Origin of the sequence: Afifella marina DSM 2698 (genome assembly GCF_900102695.1) — a bacterium.
In the GTDB taxonomy this organism is placed as follows: Bacteria; Pseudomonadota; Alphaproteobacteria; order Rhizobiales; family Afifellaceae; genus Afifella; species Afifella marina.
The window spans coordinates 194,387-216,525 of record NZ_FMVW01000004.1 but is presented as its reverse complement, the minus strand read 5'-3'; the positions used below and the strand labels follow the sequence as shown (position 1 = coordinate 216,525).

The following is a 22,139-nucleotide window of genomic DNA, read 5'->3' as shown; positions in this document are numbered from 1 at the left end:
TCCGATTACGCAACGAACACTCCAGAGAACGGGGTCAGTTCGGCAGAGCGAGGCAGGAGAAGGATTTGCGCTTCAAGCTTGCGCAGGCAGCGCGGGCCTCGTTCTTTCCGGAAAAGCCGGCGAAGCGGGCCCGATACAGCGTTTCACCGCTCTTTTCGACCGGCTGCGTGAACGGCGTTGCCGATGCGAGCACCGTGCCGCCGTTGCGCTTGGCTTTGTCCAGGAGGGTGCGTGCACCTTCTTCGCTCGGCGTCGCGCCGATCTGGATGTGCCATCCGCCGGGCGCAAGGCGCGGCTCTGAATAGCCCTTCCGGGTCCGGACAGAAACGAGCGGCTCTTCGTCGGCTGCACCTTCAGCCGTGTGCAAGGCGGGTTCACCAAGAGCCGCGGCGCGGCGATCTGCCATCCGCGTGAGGGCGGCAATCGGATCTTCGCCGGCAGCGTCGGATGCGTAGGCGAGGCGGGCAACCTCTGTCGCCTCCTCGATGCGTGCGGCGATCGGGTCATAGCCGCTGGCAAGCTGCCGCGGCGCGGCAGGCCTGTCGGCCGGGGCCGAGACGGCGAGGATGGCGGCCTGCGCTGAGTCGCCGCTGCTGATGCCGGGAGCGGCCGAGGCAAAGGCCATCGTGGGCGCTAGCGCCGGACGCGCATGCGGCAGCCGCGACGGTTCCGGGACATGGGCCACGACCATCGGCGCAGTCCTGAGGCCGGGCTTCGCATCGTCGAGATAGCGATGGATGAGATCGACCATATGGGAGTTGCGGGAGGCGCCGCTGCGTCCGCCCATCACCACGGCGATGATATGGCGACCGTCGCGCTCAACCGACGTGACGAGGTTGAAACCGGAGGCGCGGGTGTAACCGGTCTTGATACCGTTCATGCCGTTCACCTTGCCGAGAAGATGATTGGTGTTGCGGTATGTGCGGCCTTTCCAGGTGAAGGTGCGGGTGCCGAAATATTTAAAATAGCGAGGGAAGCGATCGTGGAGCGCGAGGCCGAGGCGGGCCATGTCGTGCGCGGTGGTCATCTGCTCGGAGTTCGGCAGGCCGTTCGCCGTGCGAAAGGTGGTGGAGATCATTCCGAGGCTATGCGCTTTCGAGGTCATCTTGCGGGCGAAAGCCGCTTCGGAGCCCGAGATGTTCTCAGCCACGACCACGGCGACGTCGTTTGCCGATTTCACGCAGAGAGCCTTGATGGCATCTTCGACCCGGATCGTCTGGCCCGGGCGCAAACCGAGCTTGGAAGGCGGACGGCTCGCCGCTTCCTTGGAGACCTTGAGCTGGCTGTTGAGGCTGAGACGACCGCTGTCGAGCTCCTCGAAGAGGAGGTAGAGGGTCATCATCTTCGTCAGGGATGCAGGATAACGCAGCTCATCGGCGCGATCCTCATAAAGGATGCGCCCGGTCTTTGCGTCCATCACGAGACCAGCGTATTTCTCATTGGCCGAGGCGCTGCCTGCGAAAGCAACAAGGAATACCGCCACGGCAATGGTCACCCATGTGCCTGAGCGCAAGATTCCTTCGACCGGATTTAGACGACCCTGTCTCAATTTTGACCCCACTGACGTCAGCCGCACGGGAGCCTATGACGCCGCTACCCCTTGATCCTCCGTGCTTATGCTTGCCCCAAGCTAGGAGGAGCGTCGTTACCGGACGGTAAACAGACGCCATTTTGATTGCACTGAATTGCGTGCGAATGGCAACCGGGCGGAAGCCTTTTTCATGTTGCGCTGCAACATATCGCTTGCGAATTTTGTGCGATGCACATATATGGAAGTCACGCATCAGCGGAGCCAGACGATAGGCCCGTGTAGCGCCACTTACTTGGGGGTTTGTGATGACCAACGCATTTGAAGATTTGCAGAAGATGAGCACGCTCGGCATGGACAAAGCGATGCAGAGCTTCGGCCTGGTGTCGAAGCGGATGCAGGCCATTGCCGCGGAAACGGCGGATTATTCCAAGAAGTCGTTCGAGGACACGGCGGCTCACGTGGAAAGCTTGATGGGCGTCAATTCGCTCGACAAAGCGATCGAAGCCCAGACGCAATATGCCCGGTCGAGCTACGAGGGCGCCGTTGCTCAGGCAACCCGCATTGGCGAGCTCTACGTCGACCTCGCCCGCGACATGATCAAGCCGTTCGAGGACTTCGCTGCAAAGCGCGCCTGAACGAGACGCCAGACTTTCCAGTCTCTCAAAGCCCGGCCTCGGCCGGGCTTTTTTGTTGCCCGGTTTACGCGGAGGCATGTCGCCCGTGACATGTCACAGCCAACCGGGCGTTTTTCATTTCCTGCATCCCCACCCCTACCCACCGCCCCATTACGGCTCTAACATTCTCGTCGTGCCTACCTAAATAAGGCTGGCAGGAGGGTATGATCAGGGGAGACCGAGGCGTTTCATGGCCAAAGACGACCGCGACGATTCCGGCAACAAAAATGGCACCGGGACGGTTGTCGTCACAAAGACGAAGCCGAAGACCCAGCGTCCGAACCTCTACCGCGTCCTTCTCCTCAACGACGATTACACGCCGATGGAGTTCGTCGTGCACGTTCTGATGCGTTTCTTCCAGAAGAACCAGGAAGCCGCGACGCAGATCATGCTTCACGTGCACAACAACGGCGTCGGCGAGTGCGGCGTGTTCACTTACGAGGTGGCAGAGACAAAAGTGACTCAGGTGATGGACTTTGCACGCCAGCACCAGCATCCTCTGCAATGCGTAATGGAAAAGAAGTAGCGAACGGAGTCGATCGGAAGGGCTAAGACGTGCCATCATTTTCCCGCTCACTGGAGCTGGCGCTGCACAGAGCGCTCGCTTCGGCAAACGAACGTAGTCAGGAATACGCAACGCTTGAGCATCTGCTCTTGGCGCTCGTAGATGACAAAGACGCCGCCGCCGTCATGCGTGCTTGCGGCGTCGATCTGGACCGGTTGAAAGCTGATCTGACGGAATACGTCGATACAGAGCTTGCCAACCTCGTGAGCCAGACGGAGGACGATTCAAAGCCGACAGCCGGCTTCCAACGCGTCATCCAGCGTGCCGTCATCCACGTTCAATCCTCCGGCCGTGAAGAAGTGACGGGAGCCAATGTGCTCGTTGCGATCTTCGCGGAACGGGAGAGTCATGCGGCCTATTTCCTGCAAGAGCAGGACATGACGCGCTACGATGCGGTGAATTATATCTCGCACGGCATTGCGAAACGTCCCGGCCTTTCTGAGCCGCGGCCGTCGAAGGGCGCTCCGGAGACCCCGGGGAAGGCCGCGCCGGACGAGGAAGGCGAGGCTTCCGCCGGCAATGCGCTCGACGCCTGGTGCGTGAATCTCAACGAAAAGGCGATCCGCGGGAAAATCGATCCCCTGATCGGCCGTGAAGGCGAGGTGCGGCGTACCATCCAGGTCCTGTGCCGCCGCTCGAAGAACAATCCTCTCTATGTGGGCGATCCCGGCGTCGGCAAGACGGCCATCGCCGAGGGGCTGGCCAAGCGCATCGTGGACGGCAATGTGCCGGACGTTCTCAAGGACGCCACGATCTTTGCTCTCGACATGGGTGCTCTCCTGGCCGGCACGCGCTATCGCGGTGACTTCGAGGAGCGTCTGAAGCAGGTCATCAAGGAGATCGAGGCTTTCCCGGGCGCCGTGATGTTCATCGACGAGATCCACACCGTGATCGGTGCGGGTGCAACGTCGGGCGGTGCGATGGATGCGTCGAACCTCCTGAAGCCGGCTCTGGCTTCCGGTTCCATTCGTTGCATCGGCTCCACCACCTACAAGGAATATCGTCAGTTCTTCGAGAAGGACCGGGCGCTTGTCCGGCGCTTCCAGAAGATCGACGTGAACGAGCCGTCGATCCCGGACACCGTCGACATCCTCAAAGGCCTCAAGCCGTATTTCGAGGAGCATCACGAGGTTCGCTACACCAACGATGCCATCCGCACGGCGGTGGAGCTCTCGGCCCGCTATATCAACGACCGAAAGCTCCCCGACAAAGCGATCGATGTCATCGACGAGAGCGGTGCCTCGCAGAAGCTGATGCCGGAGAGCCGGCGCAAGAAGCTGATCGGCGTGAAGGAGATCGAATCCACGATTGCGACGATGGCGCGAATCCCGCCGAAGTCGGTTTCGAAAGACGACGCGGAAGTGCTCCAGCATCTGGAGACCAATCTGAAGCGCGTCGTGTTCGGGCAGGAGCAGGCGATCGAAGCGCTTTCCTCGGCGATCAAGCTCGCGCGTGCGGGCTTGCGTGAACCGGAGAAGCCGATCGGCAACTACCTCTTCTCCGGCCCGACCGGTGTCGGCAAGACGGAAGTCGCGCGTCAGCTCGCGGACCTTCTCGGCGTGCATCTCCTGCGATTCGATATGTCGGAATATATGGAAAGGCACACCGTCTCGCGTCTGATCGGTGCGCCTCCAGGCTATGTCGGCTTCGACCAGGGCGGCATCCTGACGGATGGCATCGACCAGCACCCGCATTGCGTGCTCCTGCTCGACGAGATCGAGAAGGCGCATCCGGATATCTTCAATATCCTTCTGCAGGTGATGGATCACGGCAAGCTGACCGATCACAACGGCAAGCAGGTCGACTTCCGCAACGTCATTCTCATCATGACGACCAATGCGGGGGCCGCCGATATGGCCAAGCCGGCAATCGGGTTCTCATCGAGCAAGCGCACCGGTGACGACGAGGAGGCGATCAACCGCCTGTTCACGCCGGAATTCCGCAACCGCCTCGACGCGACGATCGCGTTCGGCGCGTTGCCGCCGGCGGTGGTCAATATGATCGTGCAGAAGTTCATTCTGCAGCTCGAGGCTCAGCTCGGCGACCGCGGTGTGACCTTCGAGCTCGACGAGGCGTCCACGACCTGGCTTGCCGAGAACGGCTACGACGAGCGGATGGGCGCGCGCCCGCTTGGCCGCCTCATCCAGGAGGTGATCAAGAAGCCGCTGGCCGAGGAAGTGCTGTTCGGGCGCTTGCAGAAGGGCGGCATCGTCAAGGTGACGGTCGAGGAGAAGGAAGACGGGAAGACCGGTCTGAAGCTCGAATCGATCCCCGACGAGAATGCCCGGCCGAAGCCGAAGCCTGCGCTCAAGAGCAAGACCTCGCGTCGTGCCAAGGCGGAAAGCAAGAAACCGCCGAAAAAGGGCGGAGGCTCCGTGCCGAGCGTGCCTTTGAAGGTGGAGTAATACCCTCAAAGAGGACGATGGACCTCAGGCCCATTGTCCTCTTCTCCACAGCGAGCCGGTCCGCCTTCTGGCGTACCGGCTTTTCCATGTAGTGTCCGGCGATCTCCCGCTCCGGACGTTTCCCTATCCTCCCGCCATCTGCCGAAGAATGCAGGAGACAATGCGCAACGAAGACACAGGCCTGCGCTGGTTCCTGCGTGGTGTCGGCGGCATCGTTTCGGTGCCCGCCTTCATTCTCATGGCGTCCTTTATCGGCTTCGGAGTCTTGTGCCGGGAATCCGGAATCACGCTCGGGGAAGCCGTCTTCATGACAGGCTTCGTGTGGGCGTTGCCGAGCCAGCTCGTGCTCGTGGGCGCCATCGCCGCGGGAACGCCCGTTCTTGTCGCGGGCCTCGCCGTCGCTCTTTCTGCCATTCGCCTCATGCCGATGACGGCGGCGTGGGTGCCGCTTGTACGTGGCCCGAAGACCCGCAAATGGCAGCTCATCCTTATGTCTCACTGCGTCGCGGTAACGGCCTGGGTGTGGAGTGTGATGCGCCTGCGCGACACGCCGCCGGACAAGCGCGCGGCTTATTTTGCCGGTTTCGGCGCGACGCTCATTTCGGTGAATGTCTGCATTACGGCGGTCAGCTATGTCAGCGCGGCCGCTCTGCCGCCACTGTTGGCAGCCGGCCTCTTTTTTCTCACGCCGATCTATTTTCTGACCGCTCTGACGGCCTCGGCACGCCAAGCCGCGGAGCGTCTCGCTCTCGCATTCGGTCTCGTTCTCGGGCCGCTTTTGCGGGCGTCCGGGCTCGGCTTCGACCTTCTTTGGGCGGGAGTGATCGGCGGCACTCTGGCTTTTGCAGGACACAAGCTTCTGTTGCGTTCTAAGAAGGCCGGCACGTGACGCAAAGCGATCTCGGGCCCTATCTCTTCATTCTCGTGGCCGGGACATTCGCCACCGATGTGTGGCGCTGGCTCGGTGTCCTCGTCGGCGCGCGCCTCAAGGAAGAATCGGACCTTCTCTTGTGGGTTCGTGCCGTCGCGACGGCACTCGTCGCAGGCGTCATCGGCAACCTGATCGTATCGCCGAGCGGGGCTCTGTCTGAAGTGCCTCTTTTGATCCGTCTGGCGGCGGGCCTTTTCGGCTATGTGGCCTTCTGGCTCGGTCGGAAGAGCGTGCTTGTCGGGGTGCTCGCCGCAGAGGCGGCGCTGCTCGGCGCCGCCTGGGCTTTCAGCGCGCCGTAATCAAGCTCCGCCGAGTGCGGCCTTGATCTTTACCGCCTGCTCCTGGAGCACAGCCTGATCGGCCATGTCGCCGCTATGCGGCTTCAGCTCGACACCCTCGAAGCGCGGCAGAACGTGGAAGTGTGTGTGAAAAATCACCTGACCGCCGGCGGGTTCTGAAAACTGGCTGATCGTGAGACCGTCGGCTTCGAAGGCCTTGACCACGGCCCGACCGAGCCTTTGCACAGTGGCCATCACATTCTGCAGATCTTTAAGATCGATATCGAGAATGTTGCGTGACGGCGCTTTCGGAATGACCAGGCAGTGACCGTCGCCACGGGGCATGATGTCCATGATGGCGAGCGTGTGGTCGTCCTCGAAGAGCTTGATGGCCGGGATCTCACCACGCAGGATTTTGGCGAAGACGTTGTCGTTGTCGTAGGGCTGGCTCATTGCGCGCTCCTTGAATATGCCGCTGGGCTCGCCTCAAGCCTCTCCCTTTCGGAATGGCGTGTGCTCGGCGAGGATGCGATTTTCCAATTCCACGTGTCGCCGCTCGCTGGCAAGGTAATCCGCCACGGCGCGACGAAATCTCGGTTCGGCGATGAGATGAGCCGAATAGGTGGTGACTGGGACATAGCCGCGGGCGAGCTTGTGGGGTCCCTGAGCACCCGCTTCCACACGCGTGAGCCCATGCGCCAGGGCGTAGTCGATCGCCTGATAGTAGCAGAGCTCGAAATGCAGGCAGGGATGCTCTTCGATGCAGCCCCAATAGCGCCCGTACAGCGTCTCGCTTCCGATAAAGTTGAGAGCGCCAGCGACGTAGCAACCGGCGCGCCTGGCGAGGATCAAGACAATCTGGTCGGCCATACGTTCGCCGATCAGTGAGAAGAATTTTCGATTGAGATAGGGATGGCCCCATTTGCGGGCGCCGGTGTCCATATAGAATTCGAAGAAGGCGTCCCAATGTGCCTCGGTGAGGTCGGAGCCCCTGACCCACTCAACCTCGATCCCGTCCTCCAGGGCCTCGCGGCGTTCCTTGCGGATGCCCTTGCGCTTGCGCGAGGAGAGGTCGCCCAGAAAATCGTCGAACGTCTCATAGCCCTTGTTCGTCCAGTGAAACTGTTGGTCCGTACGGACGAGGTAGCCGACGTCTTCAAGTTCTGACGCCTCCGCCTCCGGCAGAAAGGTGACATGGGCCGAGGAAGCATCGTGCAGACGGGTGACTTCGGCAATGCCGGCCGCAAGGATTTGGCGCCGTGCCTCGGCTTCGGCACCCGGTGCCACGAGAAGGCGGCGGCCGGTGGCTGGGGTGAAGGGGACCGACACCTGGATCTTCGGATAATAGCGGCCGCCAGCCCGCTCGAAAGCGTCTGCCCAGCCGTAGTCGAAGACGTATTCGCCCTGCGAGTGGCTTTTCAGATAGCACGGGACAACGCCCCAGATCTCGCCGCTCTCACCGCCTGCAACGAGATGACGGGGCGCCCATCCGGTGCGGGCCGTCGCGCAGCCGGCCCGTTCCAGCGCCTCCAGAAAGTCCCAGGACAGGAAGGGGTTGAAATCGGTGCCCGGCGGATTGGCGCAGCGATCCCACGCGGAGCGATCGATCTCGCTCAAGCCGGAGATCACACGCAGATTGATGGAAGAGGAGCCGTTCTCCATGCCGGCAATGGTAATGCGAAAGAAGCCTGCCGCAATGGCGAGACGGCAAGAATCGCATGAAGCTTCTCAGGCCAAGAAACCTTCGAACGTGATCTGGTCGCTCCACCTTTCGGCGGTCTCCCGCTGCCTTTGACTCCGGACGGTCCAGCAGATGAGCGGTTTGTTCGGCGCGATATGCCGGAAGAGTGGCGCAAAATGAGGAAGGTCGGCGACCCGGCACGAGGCGAAATCGAGGCCCAGTCGTTGGATCGCCGCGATATGGCAATGGCAGGCGGTGACGTTGCCTTCGAGGGTCAGGCCGAGCGGACGCGCAGCAGTCACCCGCTGCATATCGTGGAGCAAAAAAGGATCGAACGACATGATGGCGAGCGGGCCATCGTAATCTCTCACCGCTTCGCCGATCACCTCCGCAAATCCCGCATCCCGCGACGGGATGCTTTTCAGCTCAAGGACGATCGGAACGCGGCCCGCCACGAGCGAGAAGAGGTCGGAAAGCCTCGGGATGGTCTCTTTGGTGCCCGAAAGCCGAAGGGGCAGCAGATCCTCCGCCTTCCGATCGCGAAACGCGCCCTCGGCCCCGGTTATGCGCGCCAGCTCGTCGTCATGAAAGACCATTGCGACGCCGTCGGCAGAGGGATGTGCATCACATTCGATTCCGTAGCCATGCTCGATCGCGGCCTCGAAAGCCGCGAGTGAGTTTTCAGGCCGACCCTTCGAGACGTCGTGCAGACCGCGATGGGCGAGGGGATGCGAGGCGATGAACGAGAGGGAGCCGAAATCCGACATGGCTTCAGCCAATCGCGACGATGGCTTCGATCTCGACCGCTGCATCGAGCGGTAGCGCGGGCACGCCGACTGCCGAACGGGAATGCGTCCCGCGCTCGCCCAGGACCTCTACGAGGAGATCGGAGGCGCCGTTGATCACGAGATGCTGTTCGGTGAACGACGGATCGCTGGCCACGAAGCCGGTGATCTTCACAAGAGCACCGAGCCTGTCCCAATCGCCCTCGAGTGCGGCACTGATCTGCGCCAGAATATTGATGGCGCACAGACGGGCTGCCTTTTGGCCGTCCGCCACCGCGAGTGCGCCGCCGAGCTTGCCTGTCACGGCGAGCTGGCCCGCTTCCATCGGCAGCTGGCCGGAAATGAACAGGAGGTCTCCGTGACGGCTGTAAGTCTTGTAATTGGCCGCAGGTGCCGCTGCCTTCGGCAGTGTGATGCCCAGCGATTCCAGCTTGTCCGTAACGTTCATCTCATATCTCCCGCACGTTGCGCACTGCAGTCTAATCGGTTGATTTTCTGACAGTCGCGTTCATTCTGAAGGCCGAAGCGAAAGCCGTCTCGGTTTCGCCGCACTCCTGGTCTTGAAGCCGCCCATGCAGACGATCCGCCCTGTTCATCTTGCTGTCGCGATGCTTGCCGTGGGTTTTGTGACCGCGGCAACGCCTCTGCCTGCCCCTCAGCCGGTGGATGCGCCAGTGCCGCATCGCGCCGTCTACGCCATCACGCTGGCGAAGTCGACGGATGCCTCAGGCATCACCGATGCTCGCGGGCGCATGGTGTTCGAGGTCTCTGGCAACGCCTGCGAAGGCTATACGATGACGCAGCGCCTCGTCGTCAATCTGGTCGGCGGAGAGGGGGGAGACCGTCTCCTCGACTTCCGTGTGTCGACGTTCGAAGACGGGCAGGGCGGGCTCTACCGCTTTTCCTCAGACACCTATCTCAATGATCAGGTGGTCGAGCAGATCGAGGGCGTGGCGCACCGACAGAACGGCAAAGTGGTTGTCGATCTCACGACGCCAAAGGACAAGACGGTCGAACTTGGCACAGCCCCGCTTTTCCCCGGTCAGCATCTCAATGCGCTGCTTGCTGCCGCCCGAACCGATCAACGGTTCTTGTCGAGCGTGATTTATGAAGGTTCGGGCTCGGGTGAAACGGCGGACACGGCGACCGCAGTCATCGGTCTGCCGGACAAACTGACGGCCGAGGCCGCTCCTTCTGGTCTGCCCGACAGTCCGCTCGTCAAGTGCCGGCACTGGCCGGTATCGGTCGCCTACTTCAAGGATGGCGAAGAAGCGAAGCCCGAAAGCGGTGAAGAAATGCCATCTTATCAGATGAGCTTCACCCTTTACGAGAACGGTGTCACGCGCAATCTGGTAATGGATTATGGCGACTACGTTCTCAACGGAGAGCTGGAGCGGATTGAGCCGCTCGCCAGCAAGTCCTGCAAGAGCCAATAGCGCAGCTCCGAAAAAGCACAGGATCAGATGCGTGTGTCGCCTTCTCGCTTCTTGGGCTTTCCCGCCTCGAAGGTGAGGCCGAAATCGACGCCGTGCGCTCCGAATTTCGCGCGGATTCGGTCGATCGCTTCTTCCACCTGAGCGCGGCGGCCGGCTTCTGGATCGAGAAGATCGAGCGGGTCGGCCCGCGCGGCATCCTGAAGCTCGCTGACGCCGATACCGAGAAGCCGGTAGGACGAACCGCCGATCTCTTTCAGAAGAAGCTCACGCCCGTTGCGAAAGATCTTGTCGGCAAGAGACGTTGGATCGCTGAGGGCGCGGCTGCGGGTCAGTGTGCGAAAATCAGATGTCTTGAGCTTGAGGACGACGGTCTGGCCCGCAAGCATCTTTTCCTTGAGCCGCGCCGAGACCTTTTCGGAGAGCCGCCGCAGGACGGGCATCAACTCACCCTCGAGGGCGAGGTCGGTTTCGAATGTGGTTTCGGCCGAAATGCTCTTCGCTTCTCTCTCGGACTTGACGGGCCGGGCGTCGTGACCCTGCGAAAGCTGGGCGAGCCGCAATCCCATGGCGCCATAGCGGCGTGCGAGAACGCTTTCCTCCATGCTTTGGATCTGGCCGATCGTGGCAATGCCGTCTTTCTCCAGCCGGCGCTGCATGGCGGCCCCCACGCCCCAGATGACCGACACCTTTTGCCGGGCGAGAAAGGCCATCGTTTCGTTGCGACCGAGAACGGAAAAGCCGCGTGGCTTGTCGAGATCGGAGGCGATCTTGGCGAGGAACTTGTTGTGGCTGAGGCCGACCGAGACGCTGATGCCGATCTCTCTCTCCACCCGCTGCGCAAAGGCGGCGAGAACCGCCGCTGGCGGGGCATGATGCAGCCTTTCCGTTCCCGAGAGATCGAGGAAGGCTTCGTCGATCGAGAGCGGTTCGACGGCCGGCGTCAATTCCAGCATCATGGCGCGGACGTCGCGGCCGACAGCGGCGTACTTTGCCATATCCGGACGGATGACGATGGCTTCGGGGCAGAGCTGTCGCGCCTTGAACATCGGCATGGCCGAACGTACGCCCTTGATTCGGGCGACATAGCAGCAGGTCGAGACGACGCCCCTTTTGCCTCCACCGATGATGACGGCGTGATCGGCGAGGCTTGGATCGTCGCGCTTCTCGATCGCGGCATAGAAGGCGTCGCAGTCGACATGGGCGATCGCAAGCTCAAAGAGTTCGCCATGCTGGATGGCCCGGGGGCTGCCACAGGCCCGGCAGCGCGACAAGGACACGTCATAGCGGGCGAGGCAGTCGCGGCACAAAGTCTTTGAGGAAGCCCCTTCCACGGTCCCGCTCATCCCACCTGCGGCAGTTCTTTGGCCCCCAATTGGCGCGCTGCTTCGACGACTTCCTCCGGGTGCAGCTTTGCGGCTTCGGCGAAATCGAAAAGGTCCGGCTCATGCGCCAATAGAAAGCTCAACGTGCCGGCGAGGAAACCGGGCTCGCTCGCGGCTTGTCGAAGGCCGTCGGGCCGCAAACCTGTGAGGTCGAGATAACGTCCAAGCAGGTCTGGCCTGGAGGCGATATGGCCGAGGGCCATCACCGCGATTTCCTCGGCGCGGTCTCTGGATATTCGGCGGGCTCTGATCATGTTGTGTTTGCCTTTCCTTAAAAGGCTTATGTCAAATTATGCGCGGTTTCGGCGGATCCTCAACCGCTTCGACCCATCGTCCAAAGAGGCGTATTCATGCCGAAGACAGTCATGATCGTTGAAGACAATGAGCTCAATATGAAGCTCTTCAACGATCTTTTGAGGGCCAAGGGCTACGGGACTCTCCCCATGCGCAACGGGTACGAAGCGCTGGAGACACTGAAGACCGAACGGCCCGATCTCATCATCATGGACATCCAGCTGCCGGAGATTTCGGGACTGGAGGTCACCCGCCTCATCAAACAAGACGATGAGCTGAAGCACATTCCCGTTATCGCTGTAACAGCTTTCGCCATGAAGGGCGACGAGGAGCGTATACGGCAAGGGGGGTGCGAAGGCTATTTGTCGAAGCCGATCTCTGTCGCCTCCTTCATCGAAAACGTTCGCAATTACATCGGCGACGCATGAGGGCTGAACCGTGACAGCGCGTATCTTGGTCGTCGATGATGTTGCTGCGAATGTAAGGTTGCTCGAAGCGCGGCTTCAGTTGGACTATTTCGACGTCCGGACCGCTCTTTCCGGCGAGGCCGCCCTCGAGATCGCCTCGCGCGAGCGTCTCGATCTCATTCTTCTCGACGTGATGATGCCGGGGCTGACCGGTTTCGATGTCTGCAAGGCGCTCAAGAACCAGGCCGAAACGGCCGATATTCCGGTCATTATGGTGACCGCCCTCGATTCTGCGGAAGACAAAGTCAAAGGGCTCCGCTGTGGGGCCGACGATTTTCTGACCAAGCCCGTGAGCGAGATCGAACTCCTCACTCGGGTGCGCAGCCTGGTGCGGCTGAAGAGTGTGACGGACGAGCTCAATCTGCGCGCCGCTGCCATGCAGTCTGTCGGGGTCGATTCGCGAGCCATCTTCACGAGCCCGCAGCTCAAAGGGTCGCGGATTCTGGTCGTCGATGACCGGGAAAGTTCCACCCGCCATCTGCGCAAGGCGCTTGGCCGCGAGGTCGACGCCGATTTTGTTTCCACGGCTCCGGAGGCTCTCGCGGCTGTCGAGACCTCGGTCTACGACCTTCTCATCGTCAGCCTTTCGTTGTCGGGTCAGGACGGTCTGCGCTTATGCTCGCAGATCAAATCGATCGATCATCTGCGTTACGTTCCCATCCTCATCGTTTCCGACCCGGACGAAAGCGCGAAGCTGCGTCGCGCGCTCGACTTCGGGATAAACGATTACATCGTTCGCCCGCTTGACGAAGCAGAACTCCGCGCGCGTGTGACGACCCAGTTGCGGCGCAAACGTTATTCGGACCGGCTGCGTTCGATGGTCACCAACGCCGTTGAGCTGGCGATTACCGATCCCCTGACCGGATTGCACAACCGCCGCTATCTCGACAGCCATCTCGTGTCGCTACTCAGCCGTTCGGTCGAGCACGGCAAGCCGGTCTCCATCCTTCTTTTCGATATCGACTTCTTCAAGAGCATCAACGACCGTTATGGCCATGATGCCGGCGATGACGTGTTGCGGGAGTTTTCCACGCGCCTGCGGAAAGGCGTGCGTGGCATCGACCTCATCGTCCGATTCGGGGGAGAAGAGTTCCTCGTCGTCATGCCGGAGACGGCCATCGAGCAGGCTGTGATGATTGCCGAGCGCCTGCGCGGCGATGTCGAGGCGGAGCCGTTCACCACCCGCGAAGGGCAAAAGCTCCCAGTGACCGTGAGCATCGGCTTGTCGCGCTTGGAAGGGCCCGAGGACACTCCGGGCAAACTCATCAAACGCGCCGACAAGGCGCTCTACGAGGCGAAAGCCGCAGGCCGTAATCGCGTGGCGCAGGCCGCTTGAGCGACATGCCGTAAGATCCGGCGACGTCCGCCGGGCGATCCTGCCTTGTCTGACCATTTCGATGGCCCGCGCTTTGTGCGCAGTTGTCCCCAACTTTCGGGGATAGAGTAAGGGGCTATAAAATAAGCGCTTTTCCCTTGGTAGCGACAGTCTGTTCCATTTTGGTACAATTGTGCACGTTAGAATTTACCAATTGTTTACCGCGGACTGGATTCGCACCGTTCCTTGCGTTCAATTGCATACTGAGCCCAACGATCGGGTTTAGAGTTTTGCGAGATACCCCATGGACTTGCTCAGGTCCGCCGCATCTCCTGGGCGCCGTGGGGTCGGCCGGTCCGGCCGCGACACGTGGCCTCCTCGATTGTCGCGACCGGCCGGCCACATTTTCCAAGCCAGCAGCCGAATGCACAAAAAGAAAGGCGCCCCGCAGGGCGCCTTTCTTGAATCCGCTGATGCAGCGAAGCTACTTGATCTTCGCTTCCTTGAAGACGACGTGCTTCTTGAGCTTCGGATCATATTTCCGCTTCGTCATCTTCTCGGTCATCGTGCGCGCATTCTTCTTGGTGACATAGAAGGTGCCTGTACCTTCTTCGCTCACCAGACGAATCTTAATGGTCGCGGCCTTGGCCATCGCTTCAGTCCTTGCTCAATGGCGGGAATTTGAGGGTGACATGACCCCTCTGGCTTCGGAAGTCAAGGCGTCTCGGTGCGCGAACGCACCAGGCGTGCCGCGGCGATGATGCAATAGGCGCCGAAGGCAGCCCCGATCGCGATTGGGAAGCCGGTCGTGGGCATGCGATTCATGGCATCGCCCACCATGACGGGCCCGATCAGCATCCCGAGAGCATAGCAAAAGACGAACGCGGAATTGGCAGAGGCGAGGTCACCTCCGGAGAATCGCGCCGCAAGATGTGCCAGGCCGACGGTGTAGAGGCCCGCCGAGGCTCCACCCCAAAGAAACAGGACCGCGGCAAGCACAAGCCAGTTTGCCGTCGCCGCACTCGCGATCACCATGCCGATGCAGCCGACCACTCCGCAGACGAGCAGAATCAGGCGCTTGTCGATCTTATCGGCGACGAGACCGAGCGGGATCTGGAAGACGACATTGCCGAGCGTCATCGCCGAGGCGAGCAGCGGAAAAATGGCTGGCGCATATCCAAGATGCTGGCCCCAGAGCGGAAGGAAGGCAAAGCCGGACGATTCGGCCATGGCGAAGACGAGCACGCCGAACGTCGCGATCGGGACCGCGAAAATGAAAGAGAAGAATGAACCGGAGGGCTTCTCGGAGAAATCGGGCGACACATCGCGTGCGAGCCAAGTCGGTATGACGGCGATCACGAACAGCGCCGAGCCGAGGAAGAAGGGAAGGGGGCTGGAGAGCCCCGTGATCGAGATCAGAACCGGCCCGAAGGCGAATCCGATGGACAGGCAGGTGGCGTAGATGCCCATGACGATGCCGCGTCGATGATGCGGCGTCACGGCGTTGATCCAAAATTCCGACAACGCGAAGCAGATCGACACGCACATGCCGTAGACGAACAGCAAGACGAAAAGGATGGGCAGGGCCGTCACGTACCATGCGAAAGGGATGAGGCACGCCGCTGCCGGCAGAAGATAAGAGATGGTTCTCGCGGTTCCGAAGCGGTGTGCAATCCGGGGGGCATATGGGGTCGAAAACAGAGCGGAGAGTGCGAGGGTTGCCACCAGAAAGCCGATCGTCCGCTCCGACACGCCGCGACCGGACAACGTCAAGGCAACGAGAGGAGACAACAGGCTGATCGCCGTGCCCACGGCAATCATGGTGGAAATCGCCGCGATCGCGCCCCTGGTCAGCCCCAGTGCTGCGAGGCGTCCGCCGAGCGCGGTGCTGAAGCTCACCCCAAAACTCCTAGAGAATCTCGCTCTGTCTGCGACCGTAATGCATAAAATGGAAGGGAACGCCAGCTCCCGGCTGCAGGTCGGGATCCTCATCCAGGCGTCCTGCAAGATCCGTCAGGACGCGCCGGGTGATATTTGCAAGTCCGGTTTCGTGGGCCTCTTCGAATGTCAGCCAGCGCGGCTCCAACAATTCTTTGTCGAGGCTCTCCTGACGGCCCACGACGGCATCTTCGAACACCGCAAAGAAGCGTGCATCGAAGCGCCTTGTCAGGCCCGGCGGCGTGATGGCCCGGGCAATCAGACGCATTGGAGAAAGTGAGGGAAGGGCGCCTGCATCCGTAAAGGCACGCCATGCCGGATTGGATGGCCTTGCCCCATCGACTGCCGGTTCGGCTTTCTCGCCGACAATGTATCCGGTCTCTTCAAAGGTCTCTCGGATTGCAGCAAGCGCGAGCGCACGCGCCTGGCGGTGTGTCGCGCATCCGGCTCGCCCGGCCTTCAGTTTTGCCGCAACCACCGGGTCGAGATCGCTCGCCATCACCGCTGAATAGTCGCTTCGCTCGACGCGCCCGCCCGGGAAGACATACTTGCCGGGCATGAAGGCGTGGTGTTCGGAGCGCTTGCCCATGAGGACGCGCCATTTGCCTCTCTCGCCGCTGAGAATGATCAAGGTGGCGGCGGGTTTCGGGCGCAGCCGAGGCGGCTTTTCTAACGCCTGTTGCGGCTGTTCGAGCGATTGCGATGCGCTCATTGCCAGGCCGTATCGACGTTCTTGTCGGCGGCATCAGCGTTCTCCGGATCGAAGCCGTGCATCCGAAGCGCCCATTGGAGGCCGATCACGCCGCCTTTGACCGGACGCAGAAGGGCAAGCGAGAGAAGCGTGGCGAGCGGCACCCACAGCGCCATGTGCACCCAGATCGGAGGTTGAAACATCAGCTCCACGGCAAGCGCCAAGGCCACGATCACATGTCCTACGATGAGAATGATGAAATAGGGCGGGGCATCGTCGGCGCGATGGTGATACAGCTCTTCGCCGCAAACCGCGCAGGTGTCGGGCACCGTCAGGAAGCCACGGAAGAGGGAACCTTTTCCGCATTGCGGACACCGGCCGGCAAGCCCCCGGAGAATGGAGCCGATCACTGGGCGTGGTCGCTTCATACGTGTCCTTTCCGCTATTTGCGTTTTCGGGACGGGGCTCCCCTTTTGGGACTTCGGGGTCCCCGTGGCCTCGTGGTGCCAGGGCGTTTGCGTCCGGCATTGTTGTGCCCCGAGGGCCTTCCGCCGGGCTTGCCGCGTGTGCCCTCGCTGAGCATCTCAAGCCTCAGATCGCCGGCATAGGGCGTCGCCTCGGCAAGCCGCACCTCGACACGGTCGCCGAGCTGATAGGTCGTGCCGCTGTCGGCTCCATAGAGCCGGTGCAGCGCTTCGTCATAGATGAAGAACTCGCTGCCGAGAGTGGAGATCGGCACGAAGCCGTCCGCGCCGCTTTCTTCCAGTTCGACGAAGAGACCGGCTCGGGTCACGCCGCGGATGCGACCGAAGAAGCGTGCGCCCACTCTTTCCGAGAGCCAGGAGGCCACCAGACGGTCGAGCGTATCTCGCTCGGCCGTCATGGCGCGGCGCTCGGCGAGCGAAATCTCGGCCGCGACCTTCTCCATCGCCGCTTCATCCATGTTGCCGAGGCCGCCTTCGCCAGCGCCGAGAGCTGAGATCAGCGCGCGATGGACCAGCAGGTCCGCATAACGTCGGATCGGGGAGGTGAAATGGGCATAGCGGCGCAGGTTGAGGCCGAAATGGCCGATGTTCTGCGTCGAGTATTGCGCTTGGCTCTGCGAGCGCAACACCACCTCGTTGACGAGTATCGAGTGGGCCGTGTCGGCCACGCTCTTCAAAATGGTGTTGAATTCGGACGGGCGCAGATTGCCCTTCTTCGGAAGGCTCATGTCGAGCGAACCAAGAAAATCGCGCAGCCCTTCGAGCTTGTCGAAGGACGGCTCGTCGTGGATCCGGTAGACGAGCGGCGAGTTCCGGCCTTCGAGCTCCTCGGCGGCAGCCACATTCGCCTGGATCATGAATTCTTCGATGAGCTTGTGCGCGTCCAGGCGCGGCGGCACATAGACCCGCTGAATGGCGCCGCTCTCGTCCAGCTGGACCTTGCGTTCCGGCACGTCGAGTTCGAGCGGCTCGCGCGAATCTCTCCCCGCTTTCAGCGCCTCGTAGGCATCCCACAACGGCTTCAGGACGGTGTCCAAAAGCGGCTGCGTCCGCTCGTTGGGACGTCCGTCGATCGCCGCCTGGCTCTCTTCGTAGGAGAGGGCTGCGGCCGAGCGCATCATGATGCGGCTGAAGCGGTGCGAGGTCTTGCGGCCGTGCTTGTCGAAGACCATGCGCACGGCGAGCGCAGGCCGGTCTTCTCCCTCTCGCAGCGAGCACAGATCGTTGGAGATGCGCTCCGGCAGCATCGGCACAACCCGTCCCGGAAAATAGACGGAGTTGCCGCGCTTCACGGCTTCCTTGTCCATGGCCGAGCCGGGTCGCACGTAATAGGCCACGTCGGCGATGGCCACGGTGACGATATGGCCACCCGCGTTGTCGGGGTCGGGCTTCGCATACACCGCATCGTCGTGGTCGCGTGCATCGGCCGGATCGATGGTGATGAGAGGAAGATCGCGCCAATCGTCCCGGTGCGCCATCCCAGCCGCCTTTGCGGCCTCCGCCTCGTCGATCACGCGCTGAGGAAAGACATAGGGGATGTTGTTTTCCTCAAGGGCGATCAGGCTTATCGCCTTCTCCGAGGAGACATCGCCGATGCGTTCCGACACCCGCGCCGATGGCAGCCCGAGACGCTTTTTGGACAGCGGCTCGACGGCAACAAGCTCACCATCCACCGCGCCGGCAGCTTCGCTGGGAGGCACGATGTATTCCTTCGCGCGCCGGTTCGTGGGCACGATGCGTCCGCCGCCCTGTTCTCCGGCATCAGCTTTGAAGATGCCGACAATCCGGTCGGGCACACGCTCCAGAAGCTTCATGATCCGGCCGCGATAAGGGCCGTCGTTTCCGCTTCGCTCGATGCGGGTAAGAACCCGGTCGCCGACACCTGCCGCGGGCTTGCCGCGTCGCTTGCCGGCCGGGGGCAACGGCAATCTCACTCGCGGAGGTTTGCCTTCCGCCTCATCCCATTGCTCGGGCGTCCCGACGAGATCGCCATCGTCGTCGACGTCGATCACGCGCAACACGGTGACGGAGGGAAGGGTGCCGGAGGCCCTGATCGCCTTCCGAGGTGAGGCGATCAGGCCTACGTCCGCCATTTCCTTGAGGGTGCGCTTGAGTGCCACACGGTCGGGGCCGGTGATCCCAAAAGCACGCGCAATCTCCCGCTTGCCGACTTTGCCCTCGGCGTCTTGGACAAAGTTCAGGATATCCTGCTCGCTTGGCAGGCGCGGACGTGTGCTCTTGGGTTTCTTCGGCAAGCTCAGCCTTCTGCCTTGGCTTTCGCCTTGGCGCTTTTGGTTTTGGATGCAGCCGGCTTCTTCGCCGTGCTTTTCCTGGCTGGCGTCTTGCGAGCGGTGGCCTTCTTCGTCTTGCCACCCTTCTCCGCCTTGGCCTCGATCAGCTCCAGCGCTTCTTCCAGCGTGATCGCCTGCGGATCCTTGTCCTTCGGCAATGTCGCGTTGATCTTGCCGTGATTGACATAGGGGCCGTAGCGCCCCTCCATCACGGCGACCGCGCCGCCATCGGGATGTTCGCCAAGCGCTTTCAGCTCCTTGGCCCCGGAGCGTCCGCGCCCTTTTTTCTCGGCGAGGAGAGAAATGGCCCGGTTTGCGCCCACGGTGAAGACGTCTTCGATGCTCTCCAGATTGGCGTATTTGCCATCATGCGAGACGAACGGGCCGTAGCGCCCGAGACCCGCCGTGATCGGCTTGCCGGTTTCCGGATGACTGCCGACCTCGCGCGGCAGAGACAGCAGTTGAAGGGCTTTCTCGAGCGTCATCTCGTCGGCCTGCCAGCCACGAGGCAGGCTCGATCGCTTCGGCTTTTCTTCGCCTTTCGCCGGATCGGGGCCGAGCTGCACATAGGGGCCGAAGCGTCCGGAGCGCAAAATCACGGATTCTCCGGTCTCCGGATCCTCGCCGAGTTGCATCCCTTCCGCCGTCATCGCCTGTTGCGCGACCTCGCCCTCCGCATCGGGCTCGGTGATTTGCCGCGTGTATCGGCACTCGGGATAGTTGGAGCAGCCGATGAAGGCACCGAAACGCCCGAGCTTCAAAGAAAGCTTGCCGTCGCCGCAGCTGGGACAGCTGCGCGGGTCGCTGCCGTCTTCGCGGGGAGGGAAGACGAAGTCGCCCAGCATTTCGTTGAGCGCTTCGAGAACCTGCGAAACGCGCAGATCCTTGATGTCATCCAGATTGCCCTGAAAGTCGCGCCAGAAATCGCGCAGCACCGCCTGCCATGAGAGTTCGCCGGCCGAAACCTTGTCGAGCTTCTCTTCGAGATCGGCAGTGAAATCATACTCTACATAACGCCGGAAAAAGCTCTCCAGGAAGGCCGTCACGAGCCGTCCCTTGTCCTCCGGCATGAGGCGCCGCTTATCCATCCGCACGTAGCCACGGTCGCGCAGAACGGTCATTGTTTGCGCGTAAGTGGATGGGCGGCCGATACCGAGCTCTTCCATCTTCTTGATGAGAGAGGCTTCCGTGTAACGCGGCGGCGGTTCCGTGAAGTGCTGATCGGCACTGACGGACTTCGCGTCGAGACCATCGCCGGCGGCAACGGCCGGCAGACGCCCGTCCTCTTCGTCTTCCGGCTCGTCGCGACCTTCCTGGTAGAGGGTCAGGAAACCGTCGAAGCGGACAACGCTGCCAGTGGCGCGCAGACCGAGCTGGTGCTCACCATTCCTGGCATCGACCTCGATCGTGGTGCGCTCCATCTCCGCAGAGCTCATTTGGCTGGCGACGGTGCGCTTCCAGATGAGCTCGTAGAGCTTCGCCTGATCGCGATCGAGCTGACGTGCGACATGGGCGGGCAAGCGCGCCGGATCCGTCGGGCGGATCGCTTCGTGCGCCTCCTGCGCGTTCTTTGCCTTGACGAAATAGCGCCGCGGCTGGTCGGGCAGATAACGCTTGCCGAAATCGCCGCTGATCAAATCGCGCACGGCCGCGACCGCTTCCGGTGCCATGTCGACACCGTCGGTTCGCATATACGTGATGAGGCCGATCGTCTCGCCGCCAATATCGACGCCCTCATAGAGGCGCTGGGCGACCTGCATCGTCCGACTCGCATCGAAGCCGAGCTTGCGCTGCGCTTCCTGTTGCAGGGTCGAGGTGGTGAAAGGGGGCTGCGGATTGCGCGAATGCGGTTTCGATTCGACACTCGCGACGGAAAAATCCGCCCCTTCGAGAAGTGCCTTCAGGCCCGTGGCCTGTGCCTCGTCTCCAATGGAGAGCTTCGTGAGCTTCTTGCCGTCGGCAGCCACCAGGCGGGCGACGAAGGTATCCTTGGCGGGTGTCGCGAGATTGGCCACCAGCGACCAATATTCCTGCGGTCGAAACCGTTCGATTTCCGATTCGCGCTCACAGACGAGACGCAGAGCCACCGACTGCACGCGCCCGGCGGAACGTGCGCCAGGGAGCTTGCGCCATAGGACCGGCGACAGGGAAAAGCCGACGAGATAATCGAGTGCACGGCGGGCGAGGTAGGCTTCCACCAGCGCGTCGTCGATCATGCGCGGATGCGCCATCGCCTCTTCCACCGCACGCTTCGTGATGGCGTTGAAGACGACGCGGGCCACAGGCTTGTCCTTCAAGCCTTTGCGGGAGCGCAGCACCTCAAGCACGTGCCAGGAAATGGCTTCGCCTTCGCGATCGGGGTCAGTGGCGAGCAGAATGCGGTCGGCCGACTTGGCCGCCTCCGCGATGTCGCTCAAACGCTTCTTGGCCTTATCAGCGACTTCCCACGACATGGCGAAGTCCTCGTCGGGTCGCACCGAGCCGTCTTTGGAAGGCAGATCTCGCACATGCCCATAGGAGGCGAGCACCCGATAATCGGGGCCGAGATACTTATTGATCGTCTTCGCCTTAGCGGGCGATTCGACAATCACGAGGTCCATACGGGTACTCCATTGGGCGGGAAAAAAGGCGGCACGCGCACGGCCTCACTTGGATTGGGAAACAGGCGCGGTCAAGGCCACGGGACGACAAGGTGCGCCGGCGACGCACTTTCGCCCCCTGTTCTCTTAGCTTAAAATCAACTAAAGCGTGTAATCAGATTTACGAATCGCGCCAAAGATGCAACGCGCCTTGCAGACATTGAATGAACAGGAACGGCGGGATTTAGCCGAAGATATCGCTGTCGAGGCAAGCCAATGGCGCCGCCGCGCCGATGAGGCGAATCTGCCATTCCTCGCTTATCTCATCGAGATGGTCGTACTTGAAGCCTGGCGTGAAGCCACAGAAGAAAATCTGAATGATTTCAATCCCAAGAACTGAACTGGGAGAGC

General features: G+C 61.7%; 22 protein-coding genes. 9 read left to right on the top strand and 13 right to left on the bottom strand.

What is annotated here, in order from left to right; all coding sequences use genetic code 11:
- Positions 1-34: 34 nt before the first annotated feature.
- On the bottom strand, positions 35-1,513 hold the full coding sequence (locus tag BLP76_RS10770) for a D-alanyl-D-alanine carboxypeptidase (protein ID WP_244514548.1): 1,479 nt from the start codon (positions 1,511-1,513) through the stop codon (positions 35-37).
- 323 nt (positions 1,514-1,836) lie between these two features.
- Here BLP76_RS10770 and BLP76_RS10765 point away from each other — a divergent pair, with 323 nt between their 5' ends.
- The 5 genes from BLP76_RS10765 to BLP76_RS10745 all read left to right on the top strand — a co-directional run bounded on the left by BLP76_RS10765 (position 1,837) and on the right by BLP76_RS10745 (position 6,405).
- Positions 1,837-2,166 carry a phasin family protein gene (locus BLP76_RS10765; protein ID WP_092812491.1) on the top strand — a complete coding sequence of 110 codons (330 nt, stop codon included), beginning with the start codon at positions 1,837-1,839 and terminating at the stop codon, positions 2,164-2,166.
- A 229-nt stretch (positions 2,167-2,395) separates the two neighbouring features.
- Positions 2,396-2,731, top strand: a complete 336-nt coding sequence (gene clpS / locus BLP76_RS10760) for an ATP-dependent Clp protease adapter ClpS (protein WP_092812489.1) — start codon at positions 2,396-2,398, stop codon at positions 2,729-2,731.
- A gap of 29 nt (positions 2,732-2,760) precedes the next feature.
- Positions 2,761-5,175, top strand: coding sequence for an ATP-dependent Clp protease ATP-binding subunit ClpA (gene clpA, locus BLP76_RS10755; protein WP_092812487.1), 2,415 nt, complete (start codon positions 2,761-2,763; stop codon positions 5,173-5,175).
- 160 nt (positions 5,176-5,335) lie between these two features.
- Positions 5,336-6,064 (top strand): AzlC family ABC transporter permease, encoded by a 729-nt coding sequence (locus BLP76_RS10750; protein ID WP_244514547.1) that lies wholly within the window; start codon positions 5,336-5,338, stop codon positions 6,062-6,064.
- Positions 6,061-6,405 carry an AzlD domain-containing protein gene (locus tag BLP76_RS10745; RefSeq protein ID WP_092812483.1) on the top strand — a complete coding sequence of 115 codons (345 nt, stop codon included), beginning with the start codon at positions 6,061-6,063 and terminating at the stop codon, positions 6,403-6,405. The genes BLP76_RS10750 and BLP76_RS10745 overlap by 4 nt, the downstream gene beginning before the upstream one ends.
- Here BLP76_RS10745 and BLP76_RS10740 read toward each other — a convergent pair whose 3' ends face one another.
- From BLP76_RS10740 to BLP76_RS10725, 4 genes are all read right to left on the bottom strand, one after another.
- A complete protein-coding gene (locus BLP76_RS10740; RefSeq protein WP_092812481.1) occupies positions 6,406-6,837 on the bottom strand; it encodes an HIT family protein in 432 nt (143 codons plus the stop codon). It abuts the gene before it with no gap.
- Positions 6,838-6,870: 33 nt separating this feature from the next.
- Entirely contained in the window at positions 6,871-8,046 is a 1,176-nt protein-coding gene (locus tag BLP76_RS10735) for a GNAT family N-acetyltransferase (protein ID WP_092812479.1), read from the bottom strand.
- A gap of 66 nt (positions 8,047-8,112) precedes the next feature.
- Positions 8,113-8,832 (bottom strand): glycerophosphodiester phosphodiesterase family protein, encoded by a 720-nt coding sequence (locus tag BLP76_RS10730; RefSeq protein ID WP_171904391.1) that lies wholly within the window; start codon positions 8,830-8,832, stop codon positions 8,113-8,115.
- Positions 8,833-8,836: 4 nt separating this feature from the next.
- Positions 8,837-9,298, bottom strand: a complete 462-nt coding sequence (locus tag BLP76_RS10725) for a RidA family protein (protein ID WP_092812475.1) — start codon at positions 9,296-9,298, stop codon at positions 8,837-8,839.
- Positions 9,299-9,422: 124 nt separating this feature from the next.
- On the opposite strand from BLP76_RS10725, the gene BLP76_RS10720 reads away from it, so the two are divergent.
- Positions 9,423-10,286, top strand: coding sequence for a cell envelope integrity EipB family protein (locus BLP76_RS10720; protein WP_092812473.1), 864 nt, complete (start codon positions 9,423-9,425; stop codon positions 10,284-10,286).
- Between the two features lie 23 nt (positions 10,287-10,309).
- On the opposite strand, the gene BLP76_RS10715 is transcribed toward BLP76_RS10720, so the two are convergent.
- Together BLP76_RS10715 and BLP76_RS10710 are read right to left on the bottom strand one after the other, a co-directional pair.
- Positions 10,310-11,629, bottom strand: a complete 1,320-nt coding sequence (locus tag BLP76_RS10715; RefSeq protein WP_092812471.1) for a DNA polymerase IV — start codon at positions 11,627-11,629, stop codon at positions 10,310-10,312.
- Positions 11,626-11,922: a DUF3572 domain-containing protein gene (locus tag BLP76_RS10710; protein ID WP_092812469.1), complete on the bottom strand. Its 297-nt coding sequence runs from the start codon at positions 11,920-11,922 to the stop codon at positions 11,626-11,628. Before BLP76_RS10710 ends, BLP76_RS10715 begins: the two co-directional genes overlap by 4 nt.
- A 96-nt stretch (positions 11,923-12,018) precedes the next feature.
- On the opposite strand from BLP76_RS10710, the gene BLP76_RS10705 reads away from it, so the two are divergent.
- Together BLP76_RS10705 and BLP76_RS10700 are read left to right on the top strand one after the other, a co-directional pair.
- Complete coding sequence (locus BLP76_RS10705) at positions 12,019-12,390, top strand: response regulator (RefSeq protein WP_092812467.1); 372 nt, start codon at positions 12,019-12,021, stop codon at positions 12,388-12,390.
- Positions 12,391-12,400: 10 nt separating this feature from the next.
- A complete protein-coding gene (locus BLP76_RS10700) occupies positions 12,401-13,765 on the top strand; it encodes a PleD family two-component system response regulator (RefSeq protein WP_092812465.1) in 1,365 nt (454 codons plus the stop codon).
- A 463-nt stretch (positions 13,766-14,228) separates the two neighbouring features.
- Here the strand turns inward: BLP76_RS10700 and rpmG are convergent, their stop codons facing one another.
- The 6 genes from rpmG to topA all read right to left on the bottom strand — a co-directional run bounded on the left by rpmG (position 14,229) and on the right by topA (position 21,749).
- Positions 14,229-14,396, bottom strand: coding sequence for a 50S ribosomal protein L33 (gene rpmG, locus BLP76_RS10695; RefSeq protein WP_092812463.1), 168 nt, complete (start codon positions 14,394-14,396; stop codon positions 14,229-14,231).
- Between the two features lie 62 nt (positions 14,397-14,458).
- A complete protein-coding gene (locus BLP76_RS10690) occupies positions 14,459-15,643 on the bottom strand; it encodes an MFS transporter (RefSeq protein ID WP_170130436.1) in 1,185 nt (394 codons plus the stop codon).
- Between the two features lie 10 nt (positions 15,644-15,653).
- Positions 15,654-16,394: an NUDIX hydrolase gene (locus BLP76_RS10685; protein WP_092812459.1), complete on the bottom strand. Its 741-nt coding sequence runs from the start codon at positions 16,392-16,394 to the stop codon at positions 15,654-15,656.
- Positions 16,391-16,801, bottom strand: coding sequence for a DUF983 domain-containing protein (locus tag BLP76_RS10680; RefSeq protein ID WP_092812457.1), 411 nt, complete (start codon positions 16,799-16,801; stop codon positions 16,391-16,393). The genes BLP76_RS10685 and BLP76_RS10680 overlap by 4 nt, the downstream gene beginning before the upstream one ends.
- 14 nt (positions 16,802-16,815) lie before the next feature.
- On the bottom strand, positions 16,816-19,113 hold the full coding sequence (gene rnr / locus BLP76_RS10675) for a ribonuclease R (protein WP_244514545.1): 2,298 nt from the start codon (positions 19,111-19,113) through the stop codon (positions 16,816-16,818).
- A 2-nt stretch (positions 19,114-19,115) separates the two neighbouring features.
- The gene (topA, locus tag BLP76_RS10670; RefSeq protein ID WP_092812453.1) at positions 19,116-21,749 is read right to left on the bottom strand and encodes a type I DNA topoisomerase; all 2,634 of its coding nucleotides are present in this window, start codon (positions 21,747-21,749) and stop codon (positions 19,116-19,118) included.
- A gap of 178 nt (positions 21,750-21,927) precedes the next feature.
- Between topA and BLP76_RS10665 the strand changes: the two genes are divergently transcribed.
- Entirely contained in the window at positions 21,928-22,128 is a 201-nt protein-coding gene (locus BLP76_RS10665; RefSeq protein ID WP_092812451.1) for a hypothetical protein, read from the top strand.
- Positions 22,129-22,139 lie beyond the last annotated feature (11 nt).

Coding starts and splice junctions, on each gene's coding strand:
- clpS (WP_092812489.1), top strand. CDS start 2,396: ATGGCCAAAGACGACCGCGACGATTCCGGCAACAAAAATGGCACCGGG.
- BLP76_RS10665 (WP_092812451.1), top strand. CDS start 21,928: ATGCAACGCGCCTTGCAGACATTGAATGAACAGGAACGGCGGGATTTA.
- BLP76_RS10680 (WP_092812457.1), bottom strand. CDS start 16,801: ATGAAGCGACCACGCCCAGTGATCGGCTCCATTCTCCGGGGGCTTGCC.
- BLP76_RS10730 (WP_171904391.1), bottom strand. CDS start 8,832: ATGTCGGATTTCGGCTCCCTCTCGTTCATCGCCTCGCATCCCCTCGCC.
- BLP76_RS10735 (WP_092812479.1), bottom strand. CDS start 8,046: ATGGAGAACGGCTCCTCTTCCATCAATCTGCGTGTGATCTCCGGCTTG.
- BLP76_RS10740 (WP_092812481.1), bottom strand. CDS start 6,837: ATGAGCCAGCCCTACGACAACGACAACGTCTTCGCCAAAATCCTGCGT.
- rpmG (WP_092812463.1), bottom strand. CDS start 14,396: ATGGCCAAGGCCGCGACCATTAAGATTCGTCTGGTGAGCGAAGAAGGT.
- topA (WP_092812453.1), bottom strand. CDS start 21,749: ATGGACCTCGTGATTGTCGAATCGCCCGCTAAGGCGAAGACGATCAAT.
- BLP76_RS10750 (WP_244514547.1), top strand. CDS start 5,336: ATGCGCAACGAAGACACAGGCCTGCGCTGGTTCCTGCGTGGTGTCGGC.
- BLP76_RS10725 (WP_092812475.1), bottom strand. CDS start 9,298: ATGAACGTTACGGACAAGCTGGAATCGCTGGGCATCACACTGCCGAAG.
- BLP76_RS10705 (WP_092812467.1), top strand. CDS start 12,019: ATGCCGAAGACAGTCATGATCGTTGAAGACAATGAGCTCAATATGAAG.
- BLP76_RS10720 (WP_092812473.1), top strand. CDS start 9,423: ATGCAGACGATCCGCCCTGTTCATCTTGCTGTCGCGATGCTTGCCGTG.
- BLP76_RS10685 (WP_092812459.1), bottom strand. CDS start 16,394: ATGAGCGCATCGCAATCGCTCGAACAGCCGCAACAGGCGTTAGAAAAG.
- BLP76_RS10715 (WP_092812471.1), bottom strand. CDS start 11,629: ATGAGCGGGACCGTGGAAGGGGCTTCCTCAAAGACTTTGTGCCGCGAC.
- BLP76_RS10710 (WP_092812469.1), bottom strand. CDS start 11,922: ATGATCAGAGCCCGCCGAATATCCAGAGACCGCGCCGAGGAAATCGCG.
- BLP76_RS10765 (WP_092812491.1), top strand. CDS start 1,837: ATGACCAACGCATTTGAAGATTTGCAGAAGATGAGCACGCTCGGCATG.